The 15,194-nt window shown below is 48.9% G+C and carries 14 protein-coding genes and 1 tRNA gene; 7 read left to right on the forward strand and 8 right to left on the reverse strand.

What is annotated here, in order from left to right:
• Positions 1 to 42: 42 nt before the first annotated feature.
• Positions 43 to 2,880: a CBS domain-containing protein gene (locus NG795_RS24280; RefSeq protein ID WP_367291197.1), complete on the reverse strand. Its 2,838-nt coding sequence runs from the start codon at positions 2,878 to 2,880 to the stop codon at positions 43 to 45.
• Between NG795_RS24280 and NG795_RS24285 the strand changes: the two genes are divergently transcribed.
• From NG795_RS24285 to NG795_RS24310, 6 genes are all read left to right on the forward strand, one after another.
• The gene (locus NG795_RS24285; RefSeq protein ID WP_367291198.1) at positions 2,860 to 3,210 is read left to right on the forward strand and encodes a hypothetical protein; all 351 of its coding nucleotides are present in this window, start codon (positions 2,860 to 2,862) and stop codon (positions 3,208 to 3,210) included. The two genes, NG795_RS24280 and NG795_RS24285, sit on opposite strands and share 21 nt — an antisense overlap.
• 83 nt (positions 3,211 to 3,293) lie before the next feature.
• Positions 3,294 to 3,482: a photosystem II reaction center protein PsbZ gene (psbZ, locus tag NG795_RS24290; protein WP_015151721.1), complete on the forward strand. Its 189-nt coding sequence runs from the start codon at positions 3,294 to 3,296 to the stop codon at positions 3,480 to 3,482.
• Between the two features lie 160 nt (positions 3,483 to 3,642).
• Entirely contained in the window at positions 3,643 to 4,245 is a 603-nt protein-coding gene (gene ribH, locus NG795_RS24295) for a 6,7-dimethyl-8-ribityllumazine synthase (RefSeq protein ID WP_367291199.1), read from the forward strand.
• A 108-nt stretch (positions 4,246 to 4,353) separates the two neighbouring features.
• Positions 4,354 to 4,425: transfer RNA gene (locus NG795_RS24300), tRNA-Gly, on the forward strand.
• Positions 4,426 to 4,769: 344 nt separating this feature from the next.
• Entirely contained in the window at positions 4,770 to 5,177 is a 408-nt protein-coding gene (locus NG795_RS24305; protein ID WP_367291200.1) for a hypothetical protein, read from the forward strand.
• Positions 5,178 to 5,186: 9 nt separating this feature from the next.
• Positions 5,187 to 6,455 (forward strand): glutamate-5-semialdehyde dehydrogenase, encoded by a 1,269-nt coding sequence (locus tag NG795_RS24310; RefSeq protein ID WP_367291201.1) that lies wholly within the window; start codon positions 5,187 to 5,189, stop codon positions 6,453 to 6,455.
• Positions 6,456 to 6,580: 125 nt separating this feature from the next.
• Here the strand turns inward: NG795_RS24310 and NG795_RS24315 are convergent, their stop codons facing one another.
• Positions 6,581 to 7,390 (reverse strand): acyl-CoA desaturase, encoded by an 810-nt coding sequence (locus NG795_RS24315; protein ID WP_367291202.1) that lies wholly within the window; start codon positions 7,388 to 7,390, stop codon positions 6,581 to 6,583.
• Between the two features lie 304 nt (positions 7,391 to 7,694).
• Between NG795_RS24315 and NG795_RS24320 the strand changes: the two genes are divergently transcribed.
• A complete protein-coding gene (locus NG795_RS24320; RefSeq protein ID WP_367291203.1) occupies positions 7,695 to 8,924 on the forward strand; it encodes a methionine gamma-lyase family protein in 1,230 nt (409 codons plus the stop codon).
• A gap of 92 nt (positions 8,925 to 9,016) precedes the next feature.
• Here the strand turns inward: NG795_RS24320 and NG795_RS24325 are convergent, their stop codons facing one another.
• The 6 genes from NG795_RS24325 to NG795_RS24350 all read right to left on the reverse strand — a co-directional run bounded on the left by NG795_RS24325 (position 9,017) and on the right by NG795_RS24350 (position 15,145).
• Positions 9,017 to 9,196, reverse strand: a complete 180-nt coding sequence (locus NG795_RS24325; RefSeq protein ID WP_367291204.1) for a hypothetical protein — start codon at positions 9,194 to 9,196, stop codon at positions 9,017 to 9,019.
• Positions 9,197 to 9,460: 264 nt separating this feature from the next.
• Positions 9,461 to 10,414: a succinylglutamate desuccinylase/aspartoacylase family protein gene (locus NG795_RS24330; protein WP_367291205.1), complete on the reverse strand. Its 954-nt coding sequence runs from the start codon at positions 10,412 to 10,414 to the stop codon at positions 9,461 to 9,463.
• Between the two features lie 142 nt (positions 10,415 to 10,556).
• On the reverse strand, positions 10,557 to 11,462 hold the full coding sequence (rimK, locus tag NG795_RS24335) for a 30S ribosomal protein S6--L-glutamate ligase (protein ID WP_367291206.1): 906 nt from the start codon (positions 11,460 to 11,462) through the stop codon (positions 10,557 to 10,559).
• Positions 11,463 to 11,938: 476 nt separating this feature from the next.
• Entirely contained in the window at positions 11,939 to 12,379 is a 441-nt protein-coding gene (locus tag NG795_RS24340) for an ATP-dependent zinc protease family protein (protein ID WP_367291207.1), read from the reverse strand.
• Between the two features lie 12 nt (positions 12,380 to 12,391).
• Positions 12,392 to 13,246, reverse strand: coding sequence for a pentapeptide repeat-containing protein (locus tag NG795_RS24345; protein WP_367291208.1), 855 nt, complete (start codon positions 13,244 to 13,246; stop codon positions 12,392 to 12,394).
• Between the two features lie 693 nt (positions 13,247 to 13,939).
• Complete coding sequence (locus tag NG795_RS24350) at positions 13,940 to 15,145, reverse strand: Coenzyme F420 hydrogenase/dehydrogenase, beta subunit C-terminal domain (protein ID WP_367291209.1); 1,206 nt, start codon at positions 15,143 to 15,145, stop codon at positions 13,940 to 13,942.
• Positions 15,146 to 15,194: the final 49 nt, after the last annotated feature.

Below are 15,194 nucleotides of genomic sequence, written 5' to 3' on the forward strand. Positions count from 1 at the left end.
AATCTTCCCAAAACCGAACCCTTTTGACTGCCTGATAATCCCCTACGGCTGTTGAATGGAGTCCCGGGGAAAATATTGGGCCAGATAAGCCTCGGCATCAGAGCGGCTTTGGATTTCCCCGTCTAGGGTGGCCGCAAGCAGGCTGTCTAAAATGGTCTTAAACTGGGGTCCGGGTTTGTAACCGAGGGCTTTGAGATCGTTGCCGTTGAGTAACGGTTTGACATTCATCCAGTGATAGATATATTGCCAAATTCTCCGCCTGAGAGCTTTGGGACTCATGACAGCGATCGCCATCAACAACGTCCGGTCATAAGGGCTTAACAATCGGACTACCTCGCTGGGTCGGGAAGTCTCCCTCACCGGCATGATTGCGATCTCCGCCGTTGCCAACTGTTCTAAGCGCTCAATGCTATCGGTACTCATTTGCAAATTTTGGGCCACCTCGACCCTCCATTGCGGCTCTAAATGAGCAATTAGCAGTTCTAAGCGAATCTGCCACGATTCGGGAAGGGTCTTAAGCGGCGATTCTGCTCCATTCACCGTACCCTGAATTTGACGAATCCAGCGATCGACCGATCGCAATTGCTGCCATAAATCCCGGTCTAATTTTAAGCTGGGATGGATGCAGCGTAATGCATCAAACGAGTCTAATAATTGCAAAGCCCGTTGCCAGTAGGGGGCTTGTAAAATATATTTCAGTTCATTTTTCAGCCTGGTTTCCAATGCGGGCACGCGCCGAGTTAACTCCGGCGATCGCAAATAGACCCCACTCTCCATCGCCAGCCGAATATACCCTTGCGTCTGAGGTTCAATCTCAAATCCCAGCCTTACCGCAAACCGCACCGCCCGATAAATCCGCGTCGGGTCCTCAATAAAACTATTGGCGTGTAACACCCGAATCTGTCCCGCCTGCAAATCCAACCATCCCCCAAAGAAATCCAAAATTTCCCCCCGACGATTCGGTCCGGTAAGCCTCACCGCGAGAGCATTCAGGGTGAAATCTCTGCGGTAGAGGTCTTGCCGAATGGAGGAAGCTTCCACTTCTGGATTCGCCGCTGGATATGGATAAAATTCTGTCCGAGCCGTGGCAATATCAACCCACAGGGAGTCTAAATCCGGGTCTTTATGCCACAACAAGGCAGCGGTTTGGAATTGGCCGTGAATATCTAAACGAGCGTTGGGATAGAGTTTTTGGAGCTGTTCAGCCAGTTCTACCCCGGCAGCATCATCGGTCCGGGAATCGAACCCATCCACGACGAGATCAATATCCGTGAGCAGCAAGGGTGAGCGATCGCCTTCGATCTCTTTCTGGCTCTTTTCTTTTTCTACTAAATTAAACCCCGAACTGCCTTCTTGGTGATAAATTGCCCAGAGGATGTCCCGGACTGCTCCACCGACGAGATAAAGATGCCAACCCCGTTCTTGGGCAAGTTGGGCCGCACGGTTGAGGAGGTTGACCAGTTGTGGCGCAAGGCGATCGCTCAGGAGGGAGGCCACTTCCCGAGGTAAGGGACAGTAGGGCGGGCTTCCGCTTAAATTGCTCTGAGAGCCGATCGCACTATCCTGGTGCAGTTGTCGCAAGACATCGGTGCGCGTGACAATGCCTTGTAATGACCCCTCCGACAACACCGGCAATCGCCCGATATCAAAGGTAACCATCAGGTCCTCAATCTCTGGTAACGGCGTATCCGGGGCGATCGTTCTAACATTGCTACTCATGTACCCTTTTACCGGCGCATGACCCAATCCATGATGCAGGGCAATATCTAGGTCCCGGCGACAAATCACCCCTACCAGAGTTCCAGTTTCATTCACCACGGATAACCCAGAATGTCCGTAGCGTAACAGAATGCGCTGGGCTTCATGAATGGTGGTTTCAGGTCGAATCGTCCGCACTGGGGAGGACATCAATTCTCGGGCGACAGGTTGATGAGGAATCTGCTTTTTAAATTCTTCGAGGATTTCCTGGAAGGTAACCATTGGGTTCGTGAGGCGCAAACTGACCGAACTGGCACGGGGATGTCCCCCACCTCCCCAAGGACTCAATAAGGTTTGCAGATTGGTCCCGGAAATGCGCGATCGCCCGATCACCACTAGCCGCTGTTCGTCGGATCCTTTAATGGAATAGCGATTTCCCAACAGCAGCGCTTCCGTGTCGATAATCTCCATGATTTGCGCCGCAACACTGGATAACCCAGCAATGTATTCGGGAGTTTCCAACAGTATCGTAGAAACGAGATGACCCTGGATCGTTTCTGTGTGCAGGGTGTCTAATGCTGTAGTGAGCAGGTCCTGGAGTCGGGGAGATAATCCCGGTTCGATATATTCGGCAATTACCGATAAAGAAGCGCCTTGCTCCATTAACCAAGCTAAGGCGATCGCATCCCGTGGGGTCGTATGGTCAAAGGTTAGGGACCCCGTATCCACATGAATGCCCAGGGCCATGACGGTTGCTTCCGCCACATTCAAGACTAGCCGGTTCGGATCGGGCTCCAATCCCAGACGAAGCTGTTCCACGATCGCCGTCGTCGTGGCTCCTAGGGCTTCAATATGAGTCTCTGTCGCGGGAATATCACTCTGAGCATGAGGGTGATGATCCCACACCGAAATGGGGACTGGCAAATCTAACCATTCCGCTACTTTACCCAGGCGATCGCGCTGTTGGGTATCCACCACCGTCACGGAACGAATGCGATCGGGATTGACCGATCGCCGTTCAATCAAGGGATACTCATCGCGATGTAAGGCCAAAAATTGCCGGACTCCCGGATGGCAACCCCCCGCGAGTACAATTCGACTTCCGGGGGATAACCGAGTCACTCCCACCGCAGCCCCCAAAGTATCGAAATCTGCCGTGGTATGACACAAAATAATGTCCATTTTTCTTGTCATGTCTTTGTTAGAGATAGGGGAGATGGGGAGGATGGGGAAGATGTTTGTAGTAACGACTTCAGTCGTTTCCTCGTTACTTGGCGTGAGCCAAGTAACGCCCTCATATCAGGCGGGTCCTCCAGTTCCGAAGCCGCCGCTAGACCCTTGGATTGCTCCTGTGATGGCTTACGCCATCACACGATAGCAACGACAGCAAGTCGTTACTACAAACTTCCCCATCCTCCCCCTCTCGATGGCGGTCCTCCCCATCTCCCCCATCTCCTTAACAATAAAGCCTGTACTCCCTCTATGAGTGTGGGTCATTTTTTGGTAGGTTAAGAATTAGAGCAATTAATTAACCGATATTTGCTCTAGTTTGAACTCTGATTACTAGACCACTGCTGTCAAAGGAAGAAAAAAACATGACAATTATTTTTCAACTGGCTCTTGCCGCTCTGGTTTTCTTGTCTTTTGTGATGGTCGTGGGCGTCCCTGTCGCTTATGCCTCTCCCCAAAACTGGGATCAATCTAAACCCCTGCTGTTCATTGGTTCGGGTGTTTGGTTTGCTCTGGTGATTCTGGTGGGAGTTTTAAACTTTTTGGTGGTATAAGCACCCTGCTATTTGGGGCAGTGATCGAAAGGTGCAAGGGGCGCTCGGTCTGATTCCGATGGTCTTTTGTCCTTTCGATTCCCGATCGCCCGTTGCACAGGGGGAGCCTGAACGCTTACCCCCACAACTTTATCGATAATCAATTAGACCTAAAACTAATATGGCCGTTTTTGAGGGAACGTTTACCCAGACTGAAGGCTTGCGGTTTGCGATCGTGATCAGTCGCTTCAATGATTTGATTGTAGGCAAACTGTTACAAGGCTGTGAAGATGCTCTCAAGCGCCACGGTGTGGACGTGGATCCCCAGGGGACTCAAGTGGATTATGTTTGGATTCCCGGGAGTTTTGAGGTGCCCATTGTGGCACGTCAACTGGCGCTGTCGGGACGTTATGATGCTGTGATTTGCTTAGGTGCAGTCATCCGAGGTCAAACGCCTCATTTTGATTATGTGGCAGCAGAGGTCTCGAAAGGGATTGCAGCGGCTGGATATCAGTCGGGGGTGCCGGTAATTTTTGGCATTATTACGGCAGATACGATGCAGCAAGCCTTAGAACGGGCCGGGGTGAAGAGTAATAAGGGCTGGGATTATGGGATGAATGCCCTAGAAATGGCGAGTTTAATGCGGCGCTTAAATCAGGTAGGTCCCGGGGAGGGGACGGCCTCTGATGCGGCGGCCCTAAGCGGTGGCGATCGCTCTTTACCGGCTTCTTCATCAAATCCCTCTCGGTCTGCCCAGGTTTCCACCCATATTGAAGGCGCATAAGCCTTGCCTGCTGGACGTTTCGGGGCTTTGAGCGACGCTCAAAAAATTTTTGAGCGATCGCCTTGACAAACCTGGGTGACTCTGCCATACTAATAAAGTCAAAGATTTGCGGGTATAGCTCAGTGGTAGAGCGTCACCTTGCCAAGGTGAATGTCGCGCGTTCGAATCGCGTTACCCGCTTTAAAAATAAAAAATCAATTACCCTGGCAGAAACGGGTTTTACAATCTGGATTCGGGTTGAGAATCTCGATTGCAGTTGTTATGATCCAGTTGGAAGACCTTAGTGGTTGTGACATGGGGAAGTCAACCAAAAAAACCATCTGAAGATCCTCCTTCAGACAACCGCAAGGCGATTAAAACTCCCGAATGCTACAATCAGTCCTGTAATATAAACGGGAAAACGGAGTATTATGCTCCGCTCATAAACTGTCAAAATTTCCAGGCGATCGCCGAGAATAACCGATCGCAGAGATTGGCCAGTCTATGTTGTAAAAAAGTCGTGGAATTTTTATGGATTAGCGCCTGTGCCATCTCAAAAATCCCAAAAGATCGACCTCAATGCAGAGTACCCCTGTCCCTGTAGGCGGAGGGGACGTTTAGTACCGATCACCCTAACCGAAGCCTTGGGGTGCGATCGGTGTCAAAATATTTTTGTGGTCACCGAAGATGGACAGGGGATCGAGCAACTCCCCACCAATTCCCCCTATAAACGGTGTTGGAACTGGAACGGCAATCAATGGTGCATAGCCAATACCCGTCTGAGGGAAAGCTACTTACCCATGTCCCTCGTGATTGTCATCGGCCTAGTGGTATTCTGGTTACCCTACGCTCTGGGTTTACCCCTAGGCCCAAGCGTGATCCCTTGGGTCATTTTAGCGGTGTTGCTGGCAACCTTGCCAGCCTTAATGGTTTGGTTGGCTTACAGGCGATAGATGAGCTCGATGACAACAGATTCTACTTTTCCCCCTGATCCTGATGCGATGGCAGTCGTGGAGAGCGTCTATCAAGCTTCTTTGATAATGGCGCAGACTTCCAGCCAACAACGAACCCGTGCTTTGGAGGGGATGGCAAAATCCCTCAAGGAAGCCTCGGATGAGATTTTAGAAGCCAATACCCTCGATTTGGAAGCCTCCCGGGAAATGGCAGTGCCTGATTTGATTCTGGAATGGCTGAAGTTGACGCCAGAACGGATCCAGACAACGGTTCAAATTCTGCAACGGTTGGCGGAGTTGTCCGATCCGATGCGCCGGGTGATGAATGCCTCCTACCAAGTGGAGGGGTCACAATCCTACTGCCAATTAATGCCTTTAGGGGTGATCAGTTTAGTCTATGAAGCGTTACCGGATTTAGGGGCGATCGCCGCCGGGTTGTGCATCAAAACCGGCAACTGTCTGATTCTCAAAGGCGGAATGTATGCAGCTCACTCCAACGCTGCGATCGCCGATGCCTTGCAACGATCGCTATTCAAAGCCGATATGCCCGAAGGCTGTCTGGAAATGATTCCGGCAGAAATGGGAGTCTCCACCCGCGATTTAGTCCGCCAAGATAAATATATCAATTTAGTCATCCCTTATGGTCGCCCTAGTCTCGTCCAGCAGGTGATTCGGCAAGCGACGGTCCCCGTACTTAAGTCCGGCATGGGCAATTGTTACCTCTATTGGTCCCCCAGCGGCAGTATGGATTTAGCCCGATGGGTGATTCAAGACTCTCACGAAAGTGAACCCGATCCCGTCAATGCCATTGAAAAGGTCCTGATTCATCGCAATCAAAAACCCTCTTCCCTCTCGATGTTGTTTAACAGCTTGCAGGATAAAGGGTTTGAAGTTCGGGTGGATGAGATTCTCAGCGAAGAATTTCCCGAGTTAAAAAAAGTAGAAGAATCAGAATGGGCCTCGGCCTATTTAACCAAAACTGTCGCCTTTAAAGTAGTGGAGAATTTAGAAACGGCGATCGCCTGGATCAATCAATACAGTAGCGGTCATGCCGATTCTATCGTCACTGAATCCTATCTCGAAAGTTCTCAATTCGGGGGAGGAGTCAACAGCGCCTCAACCTATATCAACGCTTCCCCTCGCTTTTACCGCTATCCCAAACAGGGAGATGCCATTTTTCTGGGAATGTCCAACCAAAAAGGCCATCGCCGAGGCTTAATTGGCCTAGAAAGCTTGACTACCGTCAAACATATCATTCAAGGCAAAGGACAGGTTTAAACTCTAATCCCAGAGGGTTGATCCTTTGGCTATGAATTAAAAGTGGGGAGGACAATTCAAATTCATCCTCCCCACTCTTTTTTTTCTCAACCCAATCCGAGTTTTGCCGGTTTAAACCTCAGTGGTTATTTTGCTACTAACTTGACATTTTTCGCAAGGCCCAGGGCTTGTAAAAATTGAATCGTCATCCAAGTAAAATCAATTTCCCACCACTGCATTCCATGTCGGGCAGAATATTGATAGGCATGGTGATTATTGTGCCAACCTTCGCCATAGGTGACTAATGCAACCCACCAGCAGTTTGTAGAACGATCTTCACTTTCGTAGGTGCGATAGCCAAACTTATGAGTAGCGCTGTTCACAAACCAGGTGCAGTGAAACACCACCACCAGGCGAACAAAAATTCCCCAAACCACAAAGGACCAGCCGAGTCCTGGGGAAATGGCTTCTCCTAAAAAGTAGAAACTAATCCCTAAAGCAATTTGAATCGGAAGTAAAAACTTGTCGCAAAACTGATAAAACGGATCGTCTGCAATATCTTTTGTTAAGCGAGGGATTTCAGCCTCAGCAGGAGAATGATAGAATAGCCAACCCATGTGGCTCCACCAGAAGCCCTGATTGGAGTCATGGGGATCGGCAGTATTATCCGAGTGGAGATGATGTGCTCGATGCAGTCCAACCCAATCGATCGGACTCCCTTGACAGCTTAGGGTGCCGCAAAAGATTAGAAAATACTCTAACCACTTGGGTGCGGTAAAGCTGCGATGAGTCACTAATCGATGAAATCCCAGGGTGACTCCCAGACCCCCGGTTACCCAGTGGAAGAAGACCGCTAACCCCACTGCCGCCCAACTAAAGGTGCTCGGCAGGAATGCGAACAGGGCAAAAGCATGAATGGCAATCATGAAGATGATAACCGGCCAATCAGGTGGCATCCGGGATAGATCTTGCCCTATTGTTTCTTGTGTTTCTTGTGTTGAACTGACAATCGTCATCTGTGACCTTATTGTGACCTTATTACAAATTTTTCTGCCAAAATCTGCTGTGGGATGTTGCAATGGCACCATCGCCGATTAAGCGTGAGGTCTAGTCTTTTTGCCCTAAAGCGCGATCGCCTCGACTCCCGGTAAGAGTCCGTCAGAACGCCCAAGGCAGGCAAAACCCTCGATTGGCTGAGATTATTTTACATCAGGGCAATTTTTCCCCTTAACTAACTGTAACATTTCACACGAGGTTTTGATGGATCGCTCCCAATGGCTGCAAGAAGCAGAAACTGCACTGTTCCCTCTGTTTTGTCAAATTGATGCTCAGGTCAAGAAAAACCTAGAGCGGGTCCTCGAAGCTTATCGCCGTCACCGCGTAGGGGTTCACCATTTTGCGGGGGTGACGGGATATGGTCATGATGATTTAGGGCGTCAGACCCTGGATCAAATTTTTGCTGAGGTGATGGGTGCTGAAGCGGCGACGGTGCGGGTGCAGTTTGTTTCTGGAACTCATGCGATCGCTTGTGCCCTCTTTGGGGTACTGCGTCCCGGAGATGAAATGTTGGCCGTTGCCGGTGCTCCTTACGACACCTTAGAGGAAGTGATTGGGTTACGAGGCACGGGTCAAGGCTCCCTCATGGAGTTTGGGGTCAGTTATCGCCAATTAGAACTCACTCCCACCGGGGAAATCGATTGGGTGGCACTCCAAACAGCTATCACCAAAAAGACCCGTTTAGTATCGATTCAGCGTTCTTGTGGCTACTCCTGGCGTCCGAGTCTTTCCATTGCGGATATTGAAAAAATTATCCATCTCGTCAAGGGACAAAATCCCGAGACGATTTGTTTTGTGGATAACTGCTATGGCGAATTTATTGAAGATCGTGAACCCCCGGCAGTGGGGGCGGATTTAATTGCCGGTTCCTTGATTAAAAATCCGGGCGGCACGATTGTTGAGGGTGGGGGCTATGTGGCTGGGCGCGCAGATTTAGTCGAAGCGGCCACCTGTCGGCTCACTGCGCCAGGAATTGGCAGTAGTGGGGGGGCGACGTTCGATCGCAATCGGTTGTTGTTTCAGGGGTTGTTTCTCGCCCCGCAAATGGTGGGAGAGGCGATGAAGGGAAATCATTTAACCGCTTATGTGTTCGATCGCCTAGGATATCCAGTCAACCCCGCCCCCACTGCACCCAGGCGGGATGTGATTCAGGGGATTCAGTTGGGTTCACCAGAAAAACTGATTGCGTTTTGCCGTGCCATTCAGAAGTATTCCCCCATCGGGTCCTATTTGGATCCGGTGCCTGCACCGATGCCTGGGTATGAGAGTCAGTTGGTGATGGCGGGAGGAAGTTTTATTGATGGCAGTACCTCGGAGTTGTCTGCCGATGGTCCCTTGCGGGAACCTTATGTGGTGTTTTGCCAGGGCGGAACCCATTGGACTCATGTGGCGATCGCCCTAGAAGCGGCAGTCGCAGCAGTGGGTCCGGCTTAACCGGCTGGCCTCCTCATGAATGCTTTTCCTGGCAATAGCAATGAGGATGACAGCCTGATCCCGGAACTCCAGAGGGCCGAGGCCCTCTGGGGTTAAGCAACTTGTTGTTGCGTCTCCACGAAGCCAAACGAGGATTCTAAGTAACTCTGACGGCAGGTAAATACGGTGTAGCCCTGAAGTGGCATCAAAGAGATAAACTCGCCACAACAATCAATGACCCGATAGTAGCGGCCATCCCTGGAAATTAAACAATCTCCCGTTTGGATTTTCATAGGTAGTATCCAAAAAGGCGTACTCAATATTCTATGCGGTTGTTAATTTAAGTTGATTTTCACAAACTTTACTTAATTTTACCGGATATTTTTTAAGAACTATCAATTATTGTTATAAAAAACATAAACTTTTGTAAATAAATCGTTACAATGAGCCGCCAAGGTATGAAACCCCCAGGGGAGCAAATGCTTCTAGGGGTTGAACTGGATCGGGGGGGGATTCTATATCATCTTTGATAAGTCGCGCCGTTAAACCAGAAGGGCTTAGGGTTCAATGGCGGCCAGGTTCAAAATCGCATCGCCTTGATTAACCAATGGGTTTTGGGTATGACCAATGATCACCCCATCAAAGGGAGCATAAACTTTCATCGTCTGGTCTCCAAAGGCATCACAGATAATCCCTAAGCGTTGTTTTTTGGAGATAGATTGGCCCAGTCCTACTTCTAGGTGCAGAATTCCACTAGAGGGCGATCGCACCCATTGGGTTTTTTTGACCTCTAAAGAAGGAGGGAATGGGGAGGGTGCAAACGTGGAGATCATCCCCAGCATCGCCATGACTCGCAGAATTCCCCTTGTCCCCACTGAGATCCCCTTCTCATCAAATCTGAGCGCTTCTCCACTTTCATAGAGCAGAACGGGAATTCCCAACTGAGTCGCCGCTTGTCGCAAGGAACCATCCCGAGTTGTGGCATGAATCATCAGGGGTGCGCCAAATGCTTGAGCGCAGCGATAGGTTTCGCGATCGCTCAGATTGGCCCGAATTTGAGGCAGATTAATTCGATGATGGGAAGCTGTATGTAAATCAATGCCATGAGTACAGCGCATCACCACTTCTTTCATAAACAGATGCGCCAATCGAGAGGCTAAGGAGCCCCGCGCTGAACCGGGAAAAGAGCGGTTTAAGTCGCGGCGATCGGGCAAGTAGCGTGACTGTTCAATGAACCCGAACACATTCACAATCGGGACAGCGATGATGCTGCCACAGAGTTGACGCGGGGAAATTTGATGCAGCACTTGCCGAATAATTTCCACCCCATTAATTTCATCGCCGTGAATGGCGGCACTCAACCAGAGTCGAGGCCCTGGGCGGGTGCCATTGATGACCGTAACGGGCAATCCTAGCAGAGTTTGCGTCGGCAGTCGGGCAACCGGCAATTCTAAGCGCCTTTGTTCTCCCGGTGGGATGGTGGCATTGCCGATTTGAATGACTCCGGACATACAGTTTAGCGTTCGCTTTGCAGCTGGCTGACAATTGAAGGGAAGCTGTGAATGTATTCTAATTTACAATGCTTTGGCCCCCGGTTAAAGCCAAATCAGTCAGGGAGTGGGTAGAAATGGCATGGAGTCTGGTCAGTTCTGGTTAGTATTGAATGCGATCGCGGGTTTTTTTCGGGGCTGAATTTTTCTCAATAAACTCGATAATCTTGCTTGCCACATCCACATTGGATGCCGCCTCAATCCCTTCCAAACCCGGTGAGGAATTCACCTCAATCACCACCGGACCATGATTCGATCGCAAAATATCCACTCCCGCCACCTTTAACCCCATGGTCTTAGCGGCTCTTACCGCTGTTGAGCGTTCCTCTGGAGTCAGCTTGATTTTTTCCGCTGTACCTCCCCGGTGCAGATTAGAGCGAAATTCTCCCGGTTCACTCTGGCGTTTCATCGAGGCGACGACCTTATCTCCCACCACAAAACATCGGATATCAGCACCTTCGGCTTCTTTAATAAATTCCTGCACCAAAATATTGGCATCCAACCCGCGAAAGGCTTCAATCACCGATTTGGCGGCTTGGGTGGTTTCGGCTAAAACAACCCCAATCCCTTGGGTGCCTTCCAGTAGTTTGATCACCAGAGGTGCACCCCCAACAATTTCGATTAACCCTTCAATATCTTTCGTGGAATTGGCAAACCCTGTGACAGGCAGTCCGATCCCTTCACGCGCCAGCAGTTGCAAGCAGCGCAGTTTATCGCGCGATCGCGAAATCGCCTGAGACTCATTCGCCGTAAACACTCCCATCATCTCAAACTGGCGCACCACCGCCGTTCCGTAGAAAGTTTTAGAAGCCCCAATCCGAGGGATAATCGCATCAAAGTCTTCTAACTGTTTCTGCTGATAGACCACCGTTGGCCGATGAGAGGCGATATTCATATAACAACGCAGGTAATCGATCACCTTCATCTGATGGCCTCGTTGCTCACCCGCTTCTTTCAGTCGTCGAGTGGAGTACAGCGAAGCCTTTTGCGACAAAATCGCGATTTTCATAATTCTCTATTTTGATGCTCTGAGCTTGACCTGCCTCGACCCTTTGGCTCTTTAGTCTTGATTGGACTAATCAACTGATATTGCTGACTCAGTAAAGTAGTTTTCAGGATAAGACATTTCTCAAGTTTTTATTGATTCTACCTGATTTTAAACCTTTGTCAATCCTCCTTGGATTAGACTCAGGCTCTAAATTTTGGTTAAGCACTATAATCCACAATTAAACGTTTTGTTATACTTCATAAAAACCCCCATTCTAAATAAATCTAATAAAAATTTTATAGGGGCAATAATAAACCTGGCTTTCAAATTTTCTTGCTACTTATCAAAAGGGTCGATTTATGGATTTAAAAATAGCATTTACCAACGATATGTTAAACGCTATTTTTAAATAATTAAAAGCCTAATTTGAAGAAACTCAGCCTAATGGGGGTTGGTTTTAAAAGATACCCCCGGGAGCGGGGGAAAGAATTTTACTCCTACTTATGACTGAGTAAAAATGACTTTCCGGGATCGACTAAAAAGCGATGCCGCAACGCCTGACGTCCCAGCAACATCCGAAATCCCATAACATCCCGATTGGTGAGGGTGAGTTCAATGGGCCATTGGTAACCTAAAATTTCTATGGGGGTGAGAATGACCAATCTTAACTCAGCATGACCGCCAGAATTGCGGACCTGTCTGGCATCGACCAAGGGAGAAACTGTAGCAACGGTTTGAATGCTATCCCGTTGATACGGATGCACTTTGAAACCAACTAAATGTTTTCCTTCCTGGTTGAAGGTTTCAATATCAAAGGCATGGATGGCACAAGACCGCGCACCCGTATCAATTTTGGCTTTAATTTTCTCGATTCCCAGCTCAGGCAGGGAAACCCACTCCCGCCAACCAATAATCGGGAGTTGTGGTTTTTGTGTCATCGAGTTTTATTCCTATTCAACATGGTTATGTTTAGCTATGAGCGCGTCTTTTAGATCACTGTGATAGAGGTTGCCATCGATTATATTGGCTTGGCTCAGGTTCGCCAGTTTTAAACAAGCGCCAACACAATCGGTATTTTTTAGATTAGTGTTGGTTAGATCCACCCATTTGACTTCCGCATCCTGAAGGTTCGCTTGGCTCAGATCAGCGCCATCTAAAAGGGATCCATTCATTTTTGCACCATCTAACTGAGCGGATGTCAAAATCGCCCCGGTCAAATTGGCTCCGTAAAGTATAGCTTCCGTGAGTTGTGTATGGCTTAAATCTGCATAGCTAAGATTAGCACCACTCAGGTCCGTATGGCTGAGATCTAATCCGCTTAAATTGGCTCTAGACAGATTGGCATTATGGAAGGTAACCTCCGTGATATGTGCGTCTTGTAAGTTCGCACCACTCAGGTTAATCCCGCTCAAGTTCAGTCCCTGGAGATTGGCTTGGCTCAAGTTGGCGTCGGCGAGGATAACTTGACTAAATATCACCTCCGTGAGATTTGCTTGTTCTAGATTGGCACTGCGTAAGTTAGTTTCAATCAAATCCGCCCGACTTAAGTCAGCTCCCCTTAAATTGGCATGACTCAAGTCGGTTCGGCGCAGATCAGCGGCTCTGAGTTTGGTTTGCTCTAAGTTGGCTTCAATGAGTGTCGAACCCTGAAGAATCGCGGAGCAGAATTGGCTATGACTCAAGTCTGCACCTGTCAGATTGGTGTAGCTCATGTTAACCCACGCTGCTTTCTCTTGAGATAAATCCCAATGGGAAAAATCTCGGTTTCCTTCTCGGTAAAGGGTCTCAAATTTTTCGATATTCATAACAAGTCTTTCCTATCATAATTTGATAAATCCTAATCAACTTTTTAAACGACTGCCCTCACTCTTTAGACCGATCCCCACTTCTTTTATAAGTAGATTTTGGGGCCGATCGCCTTTACAAAACGAAATAATCAGAGGGAAGATTAACCCTGGTTTCATTTTGGGTCTCAATTTCAGAAGTCGATGTAAGTCCCCGAGGAGTCGGTGAATTATCCTTAAATAAATCGCTTAAAAGATTTGTCTAATTCTTACGCCAGACAGAGACAGATCCGCCTAGTGAGGGACAGCATCTACAAATTCAGGACTAATTCCCGGTATTTAGATCCCCTCGTTCCTCTGCCTGTATCTGATTCAATTGAGTTGAAATTGTGGGTCTAAATTGGGGCTTAATATACCTACACTCTTTAATAGGTCTCTGGCAAAAATCCGTATTGATCCCCCCAAACCCCTTTAAAAACGCCAATCGGCTTTTGAGAATAAGGGTGCTAACAGAGCAGACCAGTTAGGATTGCACCGAAACTGAGCAATCTATTCGGGATGTTTGAAATTTTGGATTTCCCTAAACAAACGTCAAAAGTTTGGCTCTAGGGAAGTTGTTTGAAACAGGCGGGTTGAGACGGAAGAGGAGAGGACAGAGGAGGCATCGGTGATTAAGTTAGGTAAAAGCAGCCGATCGCCTCCACAACTGCGATTTCAAGATTCTGGCAATTGATATTGACTCACAATCTGCTTGGCAAATTCGGGAACATGAGCCTCTAATTTTTCGGGATGATTCCGTTTGACATACAGATAGTTGCGAGTGAAGTGGGAATCAATGGAAAAGCGAGCATACTCTAATCCTTTCGGACCAATTCTTTCGATCGCCACTCCCATCAGTTTGGCGGCCCACATCGGCAGGGTCACCCCTTTTTCATAGGCGGGAATGCTCTGTTGGACCGCAGCACGGCGATCGCCTCGGGACATCACCGGCTGAGTTTCCAACTGTTCCGTGACCAAATCAAGCATTTCCTGTCCCGTTTGATTCCGAACCACAATCCACTGCCAACCAAAAGGCGCACCCATATATCCCACCACTAAATCTGCCAGGGAGTTGACATAATCAAAGCAACTCAAACAAGAGGGTGCAAAAACATCTTTGAGTTCTTTCGTATTCAGGCCAAAAAATGGGACTTTCTCGATAGAACCGTCCTCATGTTTAAAATGAATCCGAAAATCCTGCATGAATTCGTAATGCACCACCGTTTCTGGGGATTTACTGGTGGTTTCTAAAAATTTCTGTAATCCTTCCCGGGAAACGTTATCAACGCAGGGGGTCCCTAACACATAGAGTTTTTCTAACCCCATTTCCTTTTGGACCGCGCGTAATGCCTGGATCTGACAACCGACTCCAATCACCAGTAAGCGTTTCATCCCAGACTTTTCTACTTGTTCTAGGACGGACAGATTGGGGGAGAGGGTGGGTTTATTGACTTTGGCGGCGAGGATTTCTTCTTTGGTGCGCGCCAGGATTGGCATGGGTCCGAATCGGTCTTCGGGGGTATTTTGAACGCAGACGACTCCTTCAACGAGGCCGCGATCGAGCATTTCACAGGCGATCGTGCTCACGATTCCGGTCCATTGTGCACCGGGGATCGGGTCCTGCTTTCGCGCTGCCATCATTTGTTGATGGACGCCAAAATACACTTCATCGGGGTTCTCTAAGTTGCGGCTGAGTCCGTGGGCGCTTTCTTCCAGGGTGGCGATTTGTTGGTTGAGAAAGGCGCAGGCTTCTTTGACGTAATGGATGTAATAAGTATCGCAAAGGCCACACTCGCTGCACAATTCTTTCGCGGGAGGACGGCTACCGGGTTTGAGTGCTTTGGATTTCTGGTGCTTGGGGGAGGGCTGTACTGCGGTCATGGAAGGCTCTATCTATCAGAGAGAGGACTTTTAAACACAATACCCTAAA

The organism is Laspinema palackyanum D2c, assembly GCF_025370875.1.
GTDB lineage: Bacteria > Cyanobacteriota > Cyanobacteriia > Cyanobacteriales > Laspinemataceae > Laspinema > Laspinema palackyanum.

Bases quoted from the DNA above. Each gene is read 5' to 3' on its own strand.
- NG795_RS24285 (WP_367291198.1), top strand. From the start codon at position 2,860: ATGACACAAAATAATGTCCATTTTTCTTGTCATGTCTTTGTTAGAGAT.
- NG795_RS24280 (WP_367291197.1), bottom strand. From the start codon at position 2,880: ATGGACATTATTTTGTGTCATACCACGGCAGATTTCGATACTTTGGGG.
- psbZ (WP_015151721.1), top strand. From the start codon at position 3,294: ATGACAATTATTTTTCAACTGGCTCTTGCCGCTCTGGTTTTCTTGTCT.
- ribH (WP_367291199.1), top strand. From the start codon at position 3,643: ATGGCCGTTTTTGAGGGAACGTTTACCCAGACTGAAGGCTTGCGGTTT.
- NG795_RS24310 (WP_367291201.1), top strand. From the start codon at position 5,187: ATGACAACAGATTCTACTTTTCCCCCTGATCCTGATGCGATGGCAGTC.
- NG795_RS24315 (WP_367291202.1), bottom strand. From the start codon at position 7,390: ATGCCACCTGATTGGCCGGTTATCATCTTCATGATTGCCATTCATGCT.
- NG795_RS24320 (WP_367291203.1), top strand. From the start codon at position 7,695: ATGGATCGCTCCCAATGGCTGCAAGAAGCAGAAACTGCACTGTTCCCT.
- NG795_RS24325 (WP_367291204.1), bottom strand. From the start codon at position 9,196: ATGAAAATCCAAACGGGAGATTGTTTAATTTCCAGGGATGGCCGCTAC.
- NG795_RS24330 (WP_367291205.1), bottom strand. From the start codon at position 10,414: ATGTCCGGAGTCATTCAAATCGGCAATGCCACCATCCCACCGGGAGAA.
- rimK (WP_367291206.1), bottom strand. From the start codon at position 11,462: ATGAAAATCGCGATTTTGTCGCAAAAGGCTTCGCTGTACTCCACTCGA.
- NG795_RS24340 (WP_367291207.1), bottom strand. From the start codon at position 12,379: ATGACACAAAAACCACAACTCCCGATTATTGGTTGGCGGGAGTGGGTT.
- NG795_RS24345 (WP_367291208.1), bottom strand. From the start codon at position 13,246: ATGAATATCGAAAAATTTGAGACCCTTTACCGAGAAGGAAACCGAGAT.
- NG795_RS24350 (WP_367291209.1), bottom strand. From the start codon at position 15,145: ATGACCGCAGTACAGCCCTCCCCCAAGCACCAGAAATCCAAAGCACTC.